Source organism: Streptomyces sp. PL-25 (assembly GCF_058344915.1).
Window position 1 is genome coordinate 2,188,907 of the sequence record NZ_CP136997.1, and the last position, 16,806, is coordinate 2,205,712.

General features: G+C 72.4%; 12 protein-coding genes and 3 tRNA genes. 10 read left to right on the forward strand and 5 right to left on the reverse strand.

What is annotated here, in order from left to right; translation table 11 throughout:
- Nucleotides 1-2 precede the first annotated feature (2 nt).
- Complete coding sequence (locus R4Z62_RS09750; RefSeq protein WP_491519585.1) at nucleotides 3-1,580, forward strand: carboxyl transferase domain-containing protein; 1,578 nt, start codon at nucleotides 3-5, stop codon at nucleotides 1,578-1,580.
- Between the two features lie 357 nt (nucleotides 1,581-1,937).
- Here R4Z62_RS09750 and R4Z62_RS09755 read toward each other — a convergent pair whose 3' ends face one another.
- Nucleotides 1,938-5,660, reverse strand: coding sequence for a S8 family serine peptidase (locus tag R4Z62_RS09755; protein ID WP_491519586.1), 3,723 nt, complete (start codon nucleotides 5,658-5,660; stop codon nucleotides 1,938-1,940).
- A 330-nt stretch (nucleotides 5,661-5,990) separates the two neighbouring features.
- On the opposite strand from R4Z62_RS09755, the gene R4Z62_RS09760 reads away from it, so the two are divergent.
- From R4Z62_RS09760 to R4Z62_RS09770, 3 genes are all read left to right on the forward strand, one after another.
- Nucleotides 5,991-7,028: a rod shape-determining protein gene (locus tag R4Z62_RS09760; protein ID WP_064533029.1), complete on the forward strand. Its 1,038-nt coding sequence runs from the start codon at nucleotides 5,991-5,993 to the stop codon at nucleotides 7,026-7,028.
- A 580-nt stretch (nucleotides 7,029-7,608) separates the two neighbouring features.
- Entirely contained in the window at nucleotides 7,609-8,355 is a 747-nt protein-coding gene (locus R4Z62_RS09765) for an ANTAR domain-containing response regulator (protein WP_385490108.1), read from the forward strand.
- A 25-nt stretch (nucleotides 8,356-8,380) separates the two neighbouring features.
- The gene (locus tag R4Z62_RS09770; protein ID WP_491519587.1) at nucleotides 8,381-8,545 is read left to right on the forward strand and encodes a hypothetical protein; all 165 of its coding nucleotides are present in this window, start codon (nucleotides 8,381-8,383) and stop codon (nucleotides 8,543-8,545) included.
- Between the two features lie 35 nt (nucleotides 8,546-8,580).
- On the opposite strand, the gene R4Z62_RS09775 is transcribed toward R4Z62_RS09770, so the two are convergent.
- A complete protein-coding gene (locus tag R4Z62_RS09775; protein WP_491519588.1) occupies nucleotides 8,581-9,636 on the reverse strand; it encodes a hypothetical protein in 1,056 nt (351 codons plus the stop codon).
- Nucleotides 9,637-9,755: 119 nt separating this feature from the next.
- On the opposite strand from R4Z62_RS09775, the gene R4Z62_RS09780 reads away from it, so the two are divergent.
- Both R4Z62_RS09780 and R4Z62_RS09785 read left to right on the forward strand, forming a co-directional pair.
- The gene (locus tag R4Z62_RS09780) at nucleotides 9,756-10,019 is read left to right on the forward strand and encodes a type II toxin-antitoxin system Phd/YefM family antitoxin (protein ID WP_381743349.1); all 264 of its coding nucleotides are present in this window, start codon (nucleotides 9,756-9,758) and stop codon (nucleotides 10,017-10,019) included.
- Complete coding sequence (locus R4Z62_RS09785) at nucleotides 10,016-10,270, forward strand: Txe/YoeB family addiction module toxin (protein ID WP_018570678.1); 255 nt, start codon at nucleotides 10,016-10,018, stop codon at nucleotides 10,268-10,270. The genes R4Z62_RS09780 and R4Z62_RS09785 overlap by 4 nt, the downstream gene beginning before the upstream one ends.
- Nucleotides 10,271-10,502: 232 nt before the next feature.
- Here the strand turns inward: R4Z62_RS09785 and R4Z62_RS09790 are convergent.
- From R4Z62_RS09790 to R4Z62_RS09800, 3 genes are all read right to left on the reverse strand, one after another.
- Nucleotides 10,503-10,576: transfer RNA gene (locus tag R4Z62_RS09790), tRNA-Ile, on the reverse strand.
- 211 nt (nucleotides 10,577-10,787) lie between these two features.
- Nucleotides 10,788-10,860 (reverse strand) — tRNA-Asn (locus tag R4Z62_RS09795).
- 5 nt (nucleotides 10,861-10,865) lie between these two features.
- Nucleotides 10,866-10,938: transfer RNA gene (locus tag R4Z62_RS09800), tRNA-Asn, on the reverse strand.
- A 145-nt stretch (nucleotides 10,939-11,083) separates the two neighbouring features.
- Between R4Z62_RS09800 and R4Z62_RS09805 the strand changes: the two genes are divergently transcribed.
- The 4 genes from R4Z62_RS09805 (at nucleotide 11,084) to R4Z62_RS09820 (ending at nucleotide 16,761) form a co-directional block, all read left to right on the forward strand.
- Entirely contained in the window at nucleotides 11,084-11,386 is a 303-nt protein-coding gene (locus tag R4Z62_RS09805; RefSeq protein ID WP_018570679.1) for a hypothetical protein, read from the forward strand.
- Nucleotides 11,387-11,447: 61 nt separating this feature from the next.
- Nucleotides 11,448-12,902, forward strand: coding sequence for a xylulokinase (locus tag R4Z62_RS09810; RefSeq protein ID WP_064533032.1), 1,455 nt, complete (start codon nucleotides 11,448-11,450; stop codon nucleotides 12,900-12,902).
- Nucleotides 12,903-13,099: 197 nt separating this feature from the next.
- Nucleotides 13,100-14,833 carry an ABC transporter ATP-binding protein gene (locus R4Z62_RS09815; RefSeq protein ID WP_491519589.1) on the forward strand — a complete coding sequence of 578 codons (1,734 nt, stop codon included), beginning with the start codon at nucleotides 13,100-13,102 and terminating at the stop codon, nucleotides 14,831-14,833.
- On the forward strand, nucleotides 14,833-16,761 hold the full coding sequence (locus R4Z62_RS09820) for an ABC transporter ATP-binding protein (RefSeq protein WP_491519590.1): 1,929 nt from the start codon (nucleotides 14,833-14,835) through the stop codon (nucleotides 16,759-16,761). Before R4Z62_RS09815 ends, R4Z62_RS09820 begins: the two co-directional genes overlap by 1 nt.
- Nucleotides 16,762-16,806 lie beyond the last annotated feature (45 nt).

A 16,806-nucleotide genomic window follows, 5' to 3' on the forward strand; every position in this document is an offset into this window, starting at 1 on the left:
CCATGCCCGGCCGTCACTCCGCCCGGCAGGCGATAGCCCTGGTCACCGACGACTTCACCGAACTGCCCGACGCCCCGGCGCCGTCCGGCTCCACGGGCGCCCCGGACACCGCCGCCCCGCACGCCGCCGCCCCGCGCGCCGCCGCCCCGGACAGGCCCGACGGGCCGCTCGGCTGGGAGGGCTACGACGCCTCCCGCGCCCGCGCCGCCGCACGCACCGGCGAACAGGAGTCCGTCGTGTGCGGCACCGCACGGATCGAGGGCACGCCCGCGGTGCTGATCTCCTTCGAGTTCGGCTTCCTCGGCGGCTCGCTGGGCACCCGCACCGGCGACCGCCTGGAGGCCGCGTACGCCTACGCCCGCGCGCACCGGCTGCCCGTCGTACCGCTGGTGGCCACCGGCGGCAGCCGCATGCAGGAGGGCATGCTCGCGCTGACGCAGCTCCAGCGCGTGGCACGGCAGTCCGCGCTGACCCGCGCGGCCGGTCTCGCGCAGATCGCGGTGCTGCGCGATCCGACGACCGGCGGCGGCTGGGCCACGCTGGGCGCGGGCGCCGACGTGGTGCTGGCGCTGCCCGGCGCCCAGGTCGGCTTCGCCGGTTCCCGGGTCCGGCCGCCGGACGCCGACCCGGCGGCGTACACGGCCGAGGCGCAGGTGGCGGCGGGCTCGGCGGACGCCGTCGTACCGCCCGGGGAGCTGCGCGCGACGCTGGGCCGGTGGCTGCGGCTGCTGACCGCGCCCTCGTCCGCCCCCGCTCCCCCGCCGCGCGCACTGCCGACGGCGGCGACCGCCACGACCACGACGACCGCCACGACCACGACGACGACTGCGGATACGGCGGCTACTGCGAGTACGACGGCTACGGCGGCCGCGACCGGGCTGCCCGGCACCGATCTGCCCGGCACCGGTCTGCCCGCCACCGGCTGGGAGGCCGTCCGGCGGGCCCGCGCCCCCGAACGCCCGCGCGCCGAACGGTATCTGGACGCCTATTTTTCCGACCGCGTGGCCCTGCGCGGCGACCGCTGCGGCGGCGGCCCCTCCCCCGAGACCGGCGCCGCCACCGACGCCGAGACCGACACCGGCGGCCGGGGCGAAGTGGGCGGCGTGCTCTGCGGGTTCGGCACGCACCAGGGCCGTACCGTCGCCTACGCCGCCCAGACCGGCACCGCCACGCGGCCCGCCGGGTACCGCACCGCCGCCCGGCTGGTCCGGCTCGCGGACCGGCTCGGGATCCCGGTGCTGACGCTGGTGGACACCCCGGGCGCCGCCAACGACGCCGAAGCGGAGCGGCAGGGCGCGGGCGCGGCCATCGCCGACCTGTTCGGCGCGGTGGCCGCCGCCCGGACACCGGTGACCACGCTGGTGATCGGGGAGGGCGGTTCGGGCGGCGCGCTCGCGCTGGCCGCGCCGGGCAACACCTGGGCCGTGCCCGACAGTTATTTCTCGGTGATCGCTCCGGAACTGGCCGCCGCGATCCTCAAGCGCCCGCCCGAGCAGGCACCGGCCACGGCCGAGCAGTTGCGGCTGCGCCCGCAGGATCTGGTCGAACTGGGCGTGGTGCGGGGCGTGGTGGAGCCGTAGCGGGCCGTGGAGAGCCAGGAGGTCCATCAGCCGTTCGGAACATTTGAACATCCGAACATCCGAACAAGAGATCAGTTGTTCCCTGGAACAGGTGATCGTCGCAGAAGTGATCGGTACGGGGCCCGCGGGGCGGACGATACTGACGGTGCGCAAGCGACGGGCTGCAGACCGTGGTCGGCGCAGGTCCCACACGTGGCAACACAAGGAGAAGTACGATCATGAATTTCCTCACTGACGTCCTCGCCGGCCTGATCCACATCGTCGGCTGGCTGATCTGACGGCAGCGAAGCAGCACGGCGGCGCCGCCTCCCCGTCCCAGGGAGGCGGCGCCGCCCGCGTGTGCGCGCGGCGCTCAGCTCACCGCTGCCGCACCCCCACGGCCCGGACGAGCTCCTGGTGCACGGAGCCGCCCCGGTCGTCGCCCGCCGAGGCGCGCAGCGAGACGGACGCCGCGCCCCGGGGCACGCTCAGCGTGCCCTTCCAGGAGGCGTGCCCGCCGGAGAGCCGCACCTGCCGCCAGGTCGCGCCCTCGTCGTAGGAGACCTCCAGCCGGCCCCCGGAGAGGGTGCCGGTGCCGGTGGCGCCCGCCACGTACGCGGCGCTCAGGCCCACCGGGATCCGGCTGCCCGCCCGCACCGTGCCCGCGAGGTCGGTGTCGACGTCGAGGGCGAGGTTGATCAGGGGCAGGAAGCTCCAGTGGTCCTCGGGGGTGGCGGCCGAACGGAACGTCCACTCGGCGTGACCCCGCCCGGCGAGCTTCCAGCGGGCCGGGTCCAGCGCGGTGTCGGTGACGAGCTTGTACGTGTGCGCGTCGGCGGGCGCGTCCCGGACGTACGCGCTCGAACTGGTGCCGCGGTCCACCTCCTTGCCGTCCAGATAGGCCACCGTCGTCTGGGTCATGCCGCTCTCCGCGCTCCACACGTCGCCGAAGCCGGTGTGGTCGGGCCCGGAGTCGCCCCAGCCGGGCGCGTTGAACTGGAGGGTGTTCCCGGCGCGCTGCTGGCCCCAGCCGAGCCCGGTGCCCAGCCACGGGTGCCAGACGGGCTTGAACCAGTCCAGCTCCCGGCGCGAGCCGCCGGTGTAGCGGACCAGGCCGCTGCGCTCCTCCAGGGTGCCTTCGCCCAGCGTCACCGACTCGTGCCAGAGCTGGCCGGGCCCGGTGGAGACGTAGTCGGTGCGGGTGGCCGGGTAGTCGGCGCTCTCGGGGAAGCCCAGGCCGATGGGGAAGGTGTCGGTGATCGAGTACCGGAACTCCCCGCCGCTCGCCGCCTGCCCGGAGTGGAACCTCACGTCCAGCGCGGCCAGTCGGCGCTTGCCGGGGGCGTAGGTCAGGTCGTGGTCGGGGACCGCGCCCGGGTGGCCGTCCGAGAGGTCGTAGACGTACGGCGTGTGCGGGGTGCCGGTCATGTTGACGCGGCGGGCGGCGCGCAGCCGGGCGGCGTCGGCGGCGTTCACCGAGGCGATCAGGAGCGGCCGGTCGGCGTTGTCGTCGGTGCCCCACCACAGGCTGAGCCGGCCGGGCGCGTCGTCCGTGACGAAGAGCGCGGCGGCGCCCGCGTCCTGCGCGGCCTGGGCGAGCGCGCCGGGGTCGGTGGTGTCGGTGACGCGGGCCAGGACCGCCTTGCCGCGTACGTTCCTGCCGGTGAGGCCGCCGGTGCCGATGTCGACCAGCGGCAGCCTGCTGCGGCCCGCGGTGAGGGTGCTGCCCGCCTGGACGAGCGCGTCACCGACGCCCTTGACCGCCAGCAGGGGTGCGCCGAGCCGCCACACCGTCCGGTACTCGAAGGAGCCCTGCCGGACCTTTTCGGTCGGCGCGGCGAACACGCTGTCGTACGTCAGCGGCACCTGCACGGCGCCGAACAGGTCGGCGCCGCCCGCCTTGCGGTCGTACTCCATGAGGAGCTGGCGCCGCTCGGTGCGGCGGCCCACGTCGGCGCGGACCTCGCGCAGCCGCCGCCCGTCCAGGGTGATCTCGCGGTCCCGGTCGAGGGTGATCTCGGGGGCGGCGAGGAAGCCGAGCCCGAGGGAGTCGGCGCCGTGGCTGCCGCGCACGTCGAGGAAGGAGGACACGCTGTACGTGCCCGGGTCCAGCCGCAGCCGCAGGGTGCCCGAGTCGTCGACGTGGGCGCTGAACGGGTCGGCGTCCGCGACGAGTCGCTGCACGGCGAGGTCGGCGGCGGTGGCGGCTCCGGAGCGGTCCTTGACGTGCACGGTGAGCGTGTACCGCTCGCCTTCCTTGACCAGCCCGAACGCGGTGTGCGCGACGGCTGTGCCGGCCGCCGAGGCCACGATCTGCCCGCTCGTGTTGCCCACCGGGGCCTTGGCGCCGTCGCCGGTGACCGTGGTGGAGGCGGTGCCGTGCGCGGGCACGGTGAGCTGCCGGTCGGCGAGGGCGGCCACGCCGTCGGGGGCGCCCCGTACGGCCAGGGTCAGCTCGACGGGCCGGTCACCGGAGTTGGTGTAGGTGAGGGTGCGGGTGACCGGCTTGTTCCCGTCGTAGGGCCAGCCGTAGAAGCCGAGGTCGGCGCTGCCGGTGGCGGTGACCTGGGCGGCCACCGCGTCCGGCACGCTCACCCGGCCCGCGCCCAGCACATAGGCGGAGGCGTCGAGCTGCTTCGACGTCGACATCAGCGCGTCCTTGAGCCGGGCCGCGCCCCAGTCCGGGTGCTCCTGGGCGAGCAGGGCGGCGACCCCGGCGACATGGGGCGTCGCCATGGACGTACCGCTCATGGTCGTGTAGTCGCCGCTGCCCTCGGTGAGCCGGGAGCGGGCGGCGAGGATGTCGACGCCGGGGGCCGCGAGGTCGGGCTTGAGGGCGTTGTCGCCCAGGCGCGGTCCCGCGCTGGTGAAGTAGGCGGCCCGGTCGGCGGAGTCGACCGCGGAGACGGTCAGGGCCGCGTCGGCGGCGCCGGGCGAGCCGATGGAGGAGGGCGCGCCGGTGTTCCCGGCGGCGATCACGAAGAGCGCGCCGGTCTCGGCCGAGAGGGTGTCGACGGCCTGCGCCATGGGGTCGGTGCCGTCGCTGGCCTCGGTGGAGCCCAGCGACATGGACACGATCCGCGCGTGCACGTCCCGCGCGGCCCACTCCATCCCGGCGATGATCTGCGACTCGCTGCCCGTGCCCTGGTCGTCGAGCACCTTGCCGACGGCGAGCACGGCGTCGGGGGCGACGCCCTTCTCCCTGCCGTCGGAGGCGGCGCCGCTGCCGCCCACGGTGGAGGTGACGTGGGTGCCGTGGCCGTTGCGGTCGGCGACCTCCTCGCCCGGGATGAAGCTCTTGGTCCGCGCGACGCGGCCGGCCAGGTCGGGGTGGGTGGTGTCGACGCCGGTGTCCAGGACGGCGACGGTGACGCCCTTGCCGGTCAGCCCGGCCTCCCACGCCTCCGGGGTGCCGATCTGGGCGTTGGACTCGGCCATGTCGGCGCGGACCCGGCCGTCGAGCCAGACCTTGTCGACGCCGTCCGGCGAGAGGGTGCGCGCGCCGTCCGGCGAAAGGGTGCGCGCGCCGCCGGGCCGGGTGAACTCCCGCCAGAACGCACGCCCCTTGCCCGCCTCGACGGCGGCGCCGTGCACGCTGGCGAGGTCCCGGGTCCGCGCGGCGCCGCGCGGGGTGCGCACCGCGCGGTCCTTGCCGTAGGTCACGATCAGCGGCAGTTCTCCGGTGCGGGTGTCGGCGAGTCCCTGCCGCAGCAGCTCGCTGACGTCGAACAGCCGCGGGTCGAGCCGGCCCGCGCGCAGATACGGCCGGGCCTCGTCCGGTACGACGGTGACGGTGCCGTCGGCCACGGTGGTGCGGACGGCTCCGGTGGCGTCCGCCGGCCGCCGCACCGTGACGGTGCTCTTCCCGCCGCCGAGCGGGGTGACGGTGACCCGGTCGCCGGTGACGAGGGTGACGGTGCGGGGGCCGTCCGCCGGTTTCCCGGCCGCCGCGGCGGCCCGGGGCGCGCTGGTCGTGGGGGTGGTGGATCCGGTGTCGTGGGCGGCCGCCTGTCCGGCGGCGGCCTGCCCGGCGGGCAGCAGGGCGATCACGAGCCCGGCCGACAGGAGGGTCGCTCTCCGTCTGCCTGGTCCTCTGCTCATCCGTGCCTCTCTTCCTCGCAAGCGGCGGTCCGCTTCGTCGAGTGCTGCGTCGAGTGCTGCGTCGGTGCTGGGAAGAGTGTCAGGAGACTTGTGTGGCAAGGGAGTTGACGAGCGGTGGCGGATGGTCGCCGTGGCAGGTTCCCGCCAGGACAAGGCGGTCCACTGTGCGCATACCTGGTACTTGTTCAGCGGGCGGCCAGGAAAAGCACTCGTCCAGCGGCCCCCCGCCCGGCCCCCTTGAACAGGCGCCCGCTCCCCCGTCCCGCACACGATGCACAGGAGGCCGCCGCCCGGCGACCGCCACGGTCCGCGCTCTCGGGAGGATCCGTCATGTCCGCCAGTCTGGAGCAGTTGCGCCGCTGTCATCTCGCCGTCGACCTGGGAGCGGCCCGGACCCGTGTGTACGTCAAGGGCGCGGGACTCGTCGTCGACCAGCCCTCGGTCGCCGCCGTCAACACCCGTACCGGCGCGCTGATCGCGGTCGGCGAGTTCGCGGAGAAGATGACCGGCCGCACCCCCGACTACATCCGCGTGGTCCGCCCGGTCTCCGGCGGCACCGTCATCGACATCGAGATGGCCCAGCGCATGCTGCGACATCTGCTCGGCGACAAGATGCGCCGCTCGCTGCGCCGCAAGGCCCGGCTGCGGGCGGCGGCCTGCACCCCGCACGACGCCGATCCGCTGGCCCAGCGCGCCACCGTCGAGACCCTGGTCGGACTCGGCGCCCGCCGGGTGGAGCTCGTCGACACGCTCATCGCCGCCGCCGTGGGCTGCGGACTGCCCGTGGAACGCGCCGAGGCCACCATGATCATGGTGTGCGGCGCCGCGGCGACCCAGGTGGCCGTCCTCTCCCTCGGCTCGATCGTCGCCGCCGTACGGATGCCGGTGGGCGGCGAGGCCGTCGACCACGCGATCGTCCAGCACCTGCGCCAGGAACACGCGTTGGTGCTGCCCAGCCAGTCGGTGCGCCCGCTGCAACTGGCCCTGCACGACAACGGCCTCACGGCGCACGGCCCGGCGGCCACCGAGATCCACGGCCGGGACGTGGCCACCGGGCTCGCCCGCTCCGTCCTGGTGGACACCGCCGCCGTGCGAGAAGCCATCCAGGCCCCGCTGACCGCCGTGCTCGACGGCATCTACACGGTGCTGCGGGAGTGCCCGCCCGACCTGGTCGCCGACCTCGTGGACCGGGGCATCATGATGGTCGGCGGCTCCGCGCTGCTGCCGGGCCTCGACCAGATGCTGCGCCGGGCCACGGGCATGCCGGTGCACATCGCCGACCGCCCCGACGTGTGCGCGGTGCAGGGCCTGGGCGAGATGCTGGAGGGCCGGATCGAACCGCTGGTACTGGACCCGATCGGGGCGTAGCCGCCGACGACGGCGCCCCGGCGACGGCGGCGCCCCGGAACCGCCCCGCGTCCCGGACCTCGCACAGCACCCGCCCGTCCGCCGCCCACACCCGTACCTCGCCCGAACCGCCGCCGTGCACCTCACTGTTGGCGGTCAGCTCGGCGGCGACCGGCACCCGGTCCTCCAGCCGTCGCCCGGCAGGACCGAGCAGCGCGCCAAGGCACACGGCGTCGTCATATGGGCACAGGACCGTCACCTCGCGCCCCCGAAACGCCAGCTTGATCAGCGCCTCGTGCTGGATGCGGAGGGCAGGGCGCTGGAAGGGCTCCGGCCGTGCGGACCCCCGGCCCCGCCCCGCCCCGGCGAAGGCAATACCGGCACCCCGCTGCCCGGCACCCCACCGGCCCGACCGAACCGGCCCGCGCGCCGCCCGCCAGGTGTACGCGGCGGAGCACAGGGCAGGCGCAGAACAGACCACCGGGCCCCGGCTCCCGAAAAGCCACGGAGAACCGGAGGACTGGAGGACCGGAGCACCGGGAGACCGGGAAGGCAGGGGGGCGACGAGACGAGCGGGACGACGGGCGGGACAGGGCGGGACATGACCTCAGGGACACCACCTCCACCTCTCGCGCGGCGGCTGGACGCGCCGGCCGCTCCGCTGGCCATCGCCGCGCACGTCCGCCCGGACGGCCGGGCCCGGCTCGCCCCGAGCGGGGAGCTGGTGCACGGCTGCGCGGACACGCTGGCCAAGACGCTCGCCGAACTGCCGCCCCGGACCTGCCGGATCGACCTGGACATGGCCGGGGTGACGTTCATGGACTCGGCGGGTCTCGGCTTCCTGGAGGCGCTCGACGCCCACGGCCGCTGCCATCTCGTCCCCGTCACGGCCACCGGCTGGACAGGGCAGCCGCGCCGCGTCCTGGAGTTGGCTGGCCTGGACACCGCCGACCCGCTGAACCCGTCCCCGGAGGAACCCGCGCCCCCCGCACCGGCCGCCCCCACCCCCGCCTCGGCGGTGGCCGTGGAGCGCGGGGAGCGGCTGCTCCAACTCCAGCGGGAGGTCGAGCAGCTGCGCCGGGCCATCGACTCCCGCCCGGTCATCGACCAGGCCCGCGGCATCCTGATGGCCGCCCACGCCTGCACCCCGCAGCAGGCCTGGGACATCCTCCGCGAGGCGTCCCAGCGCTCCAACACCAAGCTGCGGACCGTGGCCGCCGCCGTCACCGCGGGCGCCCTGCCGGACGGGCCCCCGCCCCCGGAGGAGATCCGCGCGGCCCTGCGCGCCGCGCTGGCCCGGACGACCGCGTGCGGAGGAGGGAACGACGGGTACCCGGACCCCGAGTGACCACCCCAGGTCCGCAGGAGCCACCATGAACATGCGAGAGCACACCCCCTCCCAGGCCGAGGGCGAACGCGACGACACCCCCACCCGCCGCACGGCCGACACCCCGGAACCGCCCTACCCGACCCCTTCCCAGGCCGAGGGCGACCGCGACGACCTCCCGGAGACGTCGGACGCGGCGGACGGCATCTGAGAGCGGTTCCGCCGCCGCCGCCCGAGTACGGGAACTCAGCGGAAAGGAAGCACCCGCGACATCACATCTCGCACGTTCCCGGCCACTTCGGGATTCGCGGAAAGAAGAGAACTGATCCCCACCGCGATCAGCATCCACCTACCTGGACCGGCATATTGGTCAGAAACTCCGGGAACCAACGGGAGGACACCTCCCGCAGCCACTAGAAGGCATCCCGGCCACATTCGAAGCACACGCCGCCACATCCGGTTCGCCGCAGATGCCACCTCAGGCGCACCGGAGAGAAAAGTCTGCCGGTCACTGCGCACGAGCGCGTCGATCTTCTCGAAGAGCTCGCTCACGACGACGTCGACATCGTCCGCTTGTTGCAGCCTGGCCAGTTTGCGCTTGTACATCCGCACCGTCGCCGCCGCACGCAACGACTCTTCTTCCAGTTCACGCCTCAACTCGAAGTCGACGGGGTCGAAACGCCCCCTCAGCAGGAAGGCCCTGGCCGTCTCGACGGCCGCGACCTCAAGGGACTCGCTCCACTGGCGTACCGTCCCCCGCTGCCACCAGAGCTCCCGGCCGTCATGCATGGCCGCGACGAGGCGAAGCATCACCAGCGCTTCCTTGTCGTAGGCGTGCACCCTCTCCGCGATCTCACGGCGCCACCGCACGTACATGATCAGGACTGCCGGAAGACTCCCGAGGAACAGAAGCGACAGAGCCGCGTCGGCGACGCGCGGCACAAAGCCTTCGAACATCGGAGTCGGCAGCAGAGAAAGCCACACGATCCAGAGAACGAGTACGGTGACCAGCGGGAAAATGGCGCGCAAGAAAAGAACGCGGTAGCCGAGGAAGGGCCAGCTCACGAAAGGCAGGATGCAGATCATGACCCCTGCGACGGCCCGGGCATGCGCGGTCCCCCCGCACAAGATGATCACAGCCACCGGAAACCACAAAGTCGCGTACCCCAAAGGGGAACGGAAGAAGATCAGGAAGAACTGAGCCGGAAGCGCGGCCGCCCTCCGGTGCGCCGCCTCCGACAGCTCCCTGAGGCCGGAGGACGGCGCGAGGGCCCACGGCACGCGGTCCAGATCGCCCCCCATCCGCCCTTCATTCGGCAGCCACCAGGGCGACACAGCACTCCAGCATGCGCGCCGGGAACTGTGGACACGATCAAGACCCGTACCATATCTTGTACAAGTCGAGAGAGGAGGCAGCAAATATGTCCATCACCGCCAGCGAGGCGCGCCAGAACCTGTTCCCGCTGATCGAGCAGGTCAACGAGGACCACGCCCCGGTTCACATCACCTCCCGCAAGGGGAACGCCGTCCTCATGTCCGAAGAGGACTTCAGCTCTTGGACCGAGACCGTGCACCTTCTGCGCTCCCCCAAGAACGCCCGTCGCCTGCTCGACTCCATCGCCGAGGCGGAGGCCGGCAAGGCCCAGCACCGCGAGCTGATCGACCCCGACGCGGAGCATGCGTGAAGATCTCGTTCACGTCTCACGCCTGGGAGGACTACACCTACTGGGCCGAGAACGACCGCAAGATGGTCAAGCGCATCAACAAGCTGATCGACGACACCATGCGCGATCCCTTCAAGGGCATCGGCAAACCGGAGCCCCTGAAGGGCGATCTGTCGGGCTACTGGTCTCGGAGGATCGACGACACGCACCGGCTCGTGTACAAGCCATCCGGCGACGAGTTGATGATCGTCCAGGCTCGGTACCACTACTGACACCGAAAAGCCCTCACCGGCGACGGCTCGTCCCGTTCGTGGCGATGGGCCGAGCCGACGGCGGAGTGCGGGCGCTCCCGTGCGAACACGCCGGCCGCTGTCGCCTGACCGTGTCCCCTGGGTGTCCCCTGGACCTTGATCTGAACGAATGAACGGGGGCCCCACCCTGGAGTGGCGACCCCCGTTCTCACGCTTCCGCAGATAGAAACGGTTCTCTGGGAGAACCTTGCGGTGGGGCGGGTGGGACTCGAACCCACGGCCGACGGATTATGAGTCCGCTGCTCTAACCGGCTGAGCTACCGCCCCGTCCGGCGCGTCGCGTACACGTGTGCGCGCCGTCTGCCGCAGCATAGCCGCTCATACGATCTCCTGCTTCGCCGTGGTCGGCTCGCCGCGGTCTTCCTGACCTTGAGGACTCCTGCGAGGTCACGGCGGTTCCCCCGAACATGGATCCGGTGGGTACCCGGGTGCGGGGCCGGACATGAAAAAGGACCCCGGAGGGTCCTCGTTCAGCATGCTCCCCCGACTGGACTCGAACCAGTAACCTGCCGGTTAACAGCCGGCTGCTCTGCCAATTGAGCTACGGAGGACCGAGCTCCCCCGACTGGACTCGAACCAGTAACCTGCCGGTTAACAGCCGGCTGCTCTGCCAATTGAGCTACGGAGGAATGCCTCGTCGCATCGGACGCGTCTTCCGGGGTAGTCCCCGGTGAGCGCGCGCTCGCTGCGACACATACATTAGCGCAAGCAGGGGGGTGCTCCGCCAATCGGTTCCCCCGGGCTCCGACGTCGAGGCAAGGAAGGGTGGCCACCATGCGCTACCGGCTCGTGTTCATCGCAGGGCTGGCTCTGGGTTACGTACTGGGCACCAAGGCGGGACGTGAGCGCTACGAGCAGCTCCGCAAGTCCGCCCGCCAGGTGGCGCAGAACCCCGCCGTGCGCAACACCGCGGAGACGGCGGCCCAGCAGGGGCGGCAGTTCGCGGGCAAGGCGTACCACGCGGTCAGCGACCGGGTCGGCGACCATGTCCCGGACTCGGTGGCGCAGCGGGTCCGCTCCCTGCGCGAGCGGGCCGGGGGCAACGGCGCGGACGACTGGGGCACCAGCAACACCTGAACCGGGGGAACCATCCGGCCCCCGCCCCACACGGGTGCCGGGATGCGGCAGAATTTTCCGCATGGGGATAGTCGCCGGGTTGGACAGCTCACCTGATTTCACTCGCATCGTGGTCTGCGACACGGACACGGGGGCCGTGCTCCGGCAGGGCTACGCACCGCATCCGGTGGAGAGCCCCGAGGGGGGCGGCCGTCCGGCGGACGTGGATCCGCAGGCCTGGCTGCTCTCGCTCGGGGAGGCCGCGGGCGGCGGACTGCTGGAGGGCGTGCAGGCGATCGGCGTCTCCGCCCAGCAGAACGCGCTGGTGCCACTGGACGGCCAGGGCGCCACCGTGCGCCCGGCGCTGGTCGGCGGCGACCGGCGGGCCCAGGCCGCCGCGGCGGACCTCGTCGACTCCTTCGGCGGCCGGGAGGCGTGGGCGCAGGCGGTCGGCTCCGTGCCGCAGGCCGCCCAGCCGGTCACCAAGCTGCGCTGGCTCGCGAAGAACGAGCCGGAGGCGGCCGGCCGCACGGCCGTGCTGATGCAGGCGCACGACTGGCTGGTGTGGCAGTTGCTGGGCCGCCCGGCGCGGCGGACCACCGACCGCGGCGGCGCCTCCGGCACCGGCTACTGGTCGGCGGCCACCGGCGCCTACCGACCCGACCTGGTCGAGCTGGCGCTCGGCCACCAGGCGGTGCTGCCCGAGGTGATCGGCCCCGCCGAGGCGGCCGGTACGACTCCGGAGGGGCTGCTGATCTCGGCCGGCACCGGGGAGACCATGGCCGCCGCCTTCGGCCTGGGCCTCGGGCGGGGGGACGCGGTGGTGTCGCTGGGCGCCTCCGGGTCGGTGATGGCCGTGCACCCCGAGGCGCTGGTGGACCAGAGCGGGATGATCACCTCGCTCGCCGACGCCACCGGCATGCATCTGCCGGTGGTGACCACGCTGAACGCCGTACGGACACTGCGCGGCACCGCGGAGCTGCTGGGCCTGCCGGATCTGGAGGCCCTGTCCGAGCTGGCGACGAAGTCGACGCCGGGCTCGCACGGGCTGGTGCTGCTGCCGTATCTGGAAGGTGAGCGGACCCCCGCGCTGCCGCACACCGCCGGGACGCTGTCGGGTCTGCGGCGGGAGTCGATGAAGCCCGAGCACCTGGCGCGGGCCGCCTTCGAGGGCATGCTGTGCGGGCTCGTGGACGCGCTGGACGTGCTGCGCGGCCGGGGCGTGGAGGTGCGGCGCGTCTTCCTGCTCGGGCCGGCCGCCGAGCTGCCCGCGGTGCAGGCCGCGGCGCCCGCGCTGTTCGGCGCGCAGGTCGTCGTGCCGCAGCCCGCCGACTACGCGGCGATCGGCGCCGCCCGGCAGGCCGCGTGGGCGCTCGGCGTCTCGCAGGGCACCCTCGACCCGCGCGACCCGCCCGCCTGGCAGGGCGCGGCGGCCCAGGTGCTGGAGCCGGGCGAGGACCTGGCGGTGGGCCAGGCGGTGCGCCAGCAGTACACGGCGGTGCGCGAACAGACCCATCCGGGTGCGTTCGGCGCGTAGTGCGCGGTGCGCCGCGTACGGGACACGCGTACGGGACACCCGTACGGGGCGCGCGGGCCCGAGCGCGGGGCGGCCGGGGTGTCCGGCCGCCGCGCGCTCCGATCGGGTTAATCAGTTGAGGTAACACGGGCGGAGTGTCCGACGATAGGTGCCAGGGGACATCGACCGCCCCCACCGCCGACTCCGAGAGACCCAGCGTGCTCATACGACTTCTGCGGACCTATCTCAGGCCCTACAGGAAACCCATCGCTCTTCTGGTGCTGCTTCAGTTCCTCCAGACCTGCGCCACCCTCTACCTGCCCACGCTGAACGCCCACATCATCGACAAGGGCGTGGTGAAAGGTGACACGGATTACATCCTGACGTTCGGCGCCGTGATGATCGCCATCTCGCTGGCGCAGGTGGGATGCAACATCGGTGCCGTGTACTACGGCGCCAGGACCGCCTCCTCGCTCGGCCGGGACGTGCGGGCCGCCGTCTTCGACCGGGTGCAGTCCTTCTCGGCGCGCGAGGTCGGCCAGTTCGGCGCGCCCTCGCTCATCACGCGTACGACCAATGACGTCCAGCAGGTACAGATGCTGGCCCTGATGACGTTCACCCTGATGGTGTCGGCGCCCATCATGTGCGTGGGCGGTGTCGTGCTGGCCCTCGGCCTGGACGTGCCGCTGTCGGGCGTCCTGGTCGCCGTCGTCCCGGTGCTGGGCCTCTCCGTGACGCTGATCGTGCGCCGGCTGCGCCCGCTGTTCCGGTCCATGCAGACCCGCCTGGACACGGTGAACCGGGTGCTGCGCGAGCAGATCAGCGGCAACCGCGTCATCCGCGCCTTCGTCCGCGACACCTACGAGAACGACCGCTTCCGCGCGGCCAACGGCGAGCTGACCGAGATGTCCCTGGCCACCGGCCGGATGCTCGCGCTGATGTTCCCGATCGTGATGACGGTGGTCAATGTGTCGTCCATCGCGGTGGTGTGGTTCGGCGCCCACCGCATCGACAGCGGCGGCATGATGATCGGCGACCTCACCGCGTTCCTCGCCTATCTGATGCAGATCGTGATGTCCGTGATGATGGCCACCTTCATGTTCATGATGGTGCCGCGCGCGGAGGTCTGCGCCGAGCGCATCCAGGAGGTCATGGACACCGAGTCCAGCGTCGTCGCGCCCCTGGCGCCGGTGCGCGAGCTGCGCAGCCACGGTCATCTGGAGCTGCGCGGGGCGGGCTTCCGCTACCCGGGCGCCGAGGAGCCGGTGCTGAAGGCCGTGGACCTGACCGCCCGGCCCGGCGAGGTGACCGCCGTGATCGGCTCGACCGGCAGCGGCAAGTCCACCCTGCTGGGCCTGGTGGCGCGGCTGTTCGACGCGACCGACGGCGAGGTCCTGGTCGACGGCGCCGATGTGCGCACCCTGGACGCCAAGCTGCTGGCGCGGACCGTCGGCATGGTGCCGCAGAAGCCGTACCTGTTCGCGGGCACGGTCGCCACCAACCTTCGCTACGGCAATCCGGACGCCACCGACGAGGAGCTGTGGCACGCGCTGGAGGTGGCGCAGGCCAAGGACTTCGTCAGCAGGCTGGAGGGCGGCCTGGACGCGCCGATCTCGCAGGGCGGCACCAATGTGTCCGGCGGCCAGCGCCAGCGCCTGGCCATCGCCCGCACCCTGGTGCAGCGCCCGGAGATCTACCTCTTCGACGACTCCTTCTCCGCCCTCGACTACGCCACCGACGCGGCCCTGCGCGCCGCGCTCACCCGGGAGACGGCCGAGGCGACCGTCGTCATCGTCGCCCAGCGGGTGGCGACCATCCGGGACGCCGACCGGATCATCGTCCTGGACGAGGGACGGGTCGTCGGCACCGGCCGCCACCACGAGCTGATGGCGGGCAACGAGACGTACCGGGAGATCGTGCTCTCCCAGCTGACGGAAGCGGAGGCCGCCTGATGGCAGGGCCGATGGGGCGGATGATGGCCGGGGGCTCCCCGGACAGCCGCTCGATGGACTTCAAGAAGTCGGGCAAGCGGCTCATCGCCCGGTTCCGACCCGAACGGGCCACGATCTGCATCCTGCTGGCGTGCGTGGTGGTGAGCGTCACCCTCAGCGTGATCGGGCCGAAGATCCTCGGCAAGGCCACCGACCTGGTCTTCGCGGGCATCATCGGCCGGCAGTTCCCGGCCGGGATGTCCAAGGAGGAGACCCTGGCCTCGCTGCGCGCGCACGGCCAGGGCTCGGTCGCCGACATGCTCCGGAGCACGGACTTCACGCCCGGACAGGGCATCGACTTCGGTGCCGTCGGCGAGGTGCTGCTGTTCGCGCTGGGTACGTTCCTGGTGGCCGGGCTGCTGATGGCGGTGGCGACCCGGCTGGTGAACCGGTCGGTCAACCGGACCATGTTCCGGATGCGCGAGGACGTGCAGACCAAGCTGTCGCGGCTGCCGCTGTCCTACTTCGACAAGCGCCAGCGCGGCGAGGTGCTCTCCCGCGCCACCAACGACATCGACAACATCGGGCAGACCCTGAACCAGTCGATGGGCCAGCTCATCAACTCGCTGCTGACCATCTTCGGCGTGCTCATCGTGATGTTCTGGGTCTCCTGGCTGCTGGCGCTGGTCGCGCTGGTGACCGTGCCGCTGTCGTTCGTCGTGGCCACCCGCGTGGGCAAGCGCTCCCAGCCGCACTTCGTGCAGCAGTGGCGCTCCACCGGCAAGCTGAACGCGCACATCGAGGAGATGTACACCGGGCACGCCCTGGTGAAGGTGTTCGGCCGCCAGGAGGAGTCGGCGCGGCAGTTCGCCGAGCAGAACGAGGCGCTGTACGAGGCCGGGTTCAAGGCGCAGTTCAACAGCGGTGTCATGCAGCCGCTGATGATGTTCGTGTCCAACCTGAACTATGTGCTGGTCGCGGTCGTCGGCGGGCTGCGGGTCGCCTCGGGCACGCTGTCCATCGGTGATGTGCAGGCGTTCATCCAGTACTCGCGGCAGTTCTCGATGCCGCTGACCCAGGTCGCGTCGATGGCGAACCTGGTGCAGTCGGGCGTCGCCTCGGCCGAGCGGGTCTTCGAACTGCTGGACGCCGAGGAGCAGGAGGCCGACCCGGTGCCGGGCGTGCGGCCGGAGGAACTGCGCGGGCGGGTCGCGCTGGAGCACGTGTCCTTCCGCTACGAGCCGGACAAGCCGCTGATCGAGGACCTGTCCCTGACGGTCGAGCCGGGCCACACGGTCGCGATCGTCGGCCCGACCGGCGCGGGCAAGACCACCCTGGTCAACCTCCTGATGCGGTTCTACGACGTCACCGGCGGGCGGATCACCCTGGACGGGGTGGACATCGCCCGGATGTCGCGCGACGAACTGCGCTCCGCCATCGGCATGGTGCTCCAGGACACCTGGCTGTTCGGCGGCACCATCGCGGAGAACATCGCCTACGGCGCCCCCCGCGAGGTGACGCGCGGCGAGATCGAGGAGGCGGCGCGGGCCGCGCACGCGGACCGGTTCGTGCGGACCCTGCCCGACGGCTACGACACCGTGATCGACGACGAGGGCAGCGGGGTCAGCGCCGGTGAGAAGCAGCTCATCACCATCGCGCGGGCGTTCCTGTCCGACCCGGTGATCCTCGTGCTGGACGAGGCGACCAGCTCGGTCGACACCCGTACCGAGGTGCTGATCCAGAAGGCGATGGCCAAACTCCAGCACGGCAGGACGTCGTTCGTCATCGCGCACCGGCTCTCCACCATCCGGGACGCGGACACCATCCTGGTGATGGAGAACGGCTCCATCGTCGAACAGGGCGCGCACGACGAGCTGCTGTCGGCCGACGGCGCCTACGCCCGCCTGTACAAGGCGCAGTTCGCGCAGGCGGTCGCGGAGGTCGACTGAGCGCAGACCGGTCCGGCCGGTACGCGGGAGGGGGGCGCCCGGCGG

What these genes read in the sequence shown, in the direction of transcription:
- R4Z62_RS09750 (WP_491519585.1), top strand. Translation starts at nt 3, where the DNA reads ATGCCCGGCCGTCACTCCGCCCGGCAGGCGATAGCCCTGGTCACCGAC.
- R4Z62_RS09755 (WP_491519586.1), bottom strand. Translation starts at nt 5,660, where the DNA reads ATGAGCAGAGGACCAGGCAGACGGAGAGCGACCCTCCTGTCGGCCGGG.
- R4Z62_RS09760 (WP_064533029.1), top strand. Translation starts at nt 5,991, where the DNA reads ATGTCCGCCAGTCTGGAGCAGTTGCGCCGCTGTCATCTCGCCGTCGAC.
- R4Z62_RS09765 (WP_385490108.1), top strand. Translation starts at nt 7,609, where the DNA reads ATGACCTCAGGGACACCACCTCCACCTCTCGCGCGGCGGCTGGACGCG.
- R4Z62_RS09770 (WP_491519587.1), top strand. Translation starts at nt 8,381, where the DNA reads ATGAACATGCGAGAGCACACCCCCTCCCAGGCCGAGGGCGAACGCGAC.
- R4Z62_RS09775 (WP_491519588.1), bottom strand. Translation starts at nt 9,636, where the DNA reads ATGGGGGGCGATCTGGACCGCGTGCCGTGGGCCCTCGCGCCGTCCTCC.
- R4Z62_RS09780 (WP_381743349.1), top strand. Translation starts at nt 9,756, where the DNA reads ATGTCCATCACCGCCAGCGAGGCGCGCCAGAACCTGTTCCCGCTGATC.
- R4Z62_RS09805 (WP_018570679.1), top strand. Translation starts at nt 11,084, where the DNA reads ATGCGCTACCGGCTCGTGTTCATCGCAGGGCTGGCTCTGGGTTACGTA.
- R4Z62_RS09810 (WP_064533032.1), top strand. Translation starts at nt 11,448, where the DNA reads ATGGGGATAGTCGCCGGGTTGGACAGCTCACCTGATTTCACTCGCATC.
- R4Z62_RS09820 (WP_491519590.1), top strand. Translation starts at nt 14,833, where the DNA reads ATGGCAGGGCCGATGGGGCGGATGATGGCCGGGGGCTCCCCGGACAGC.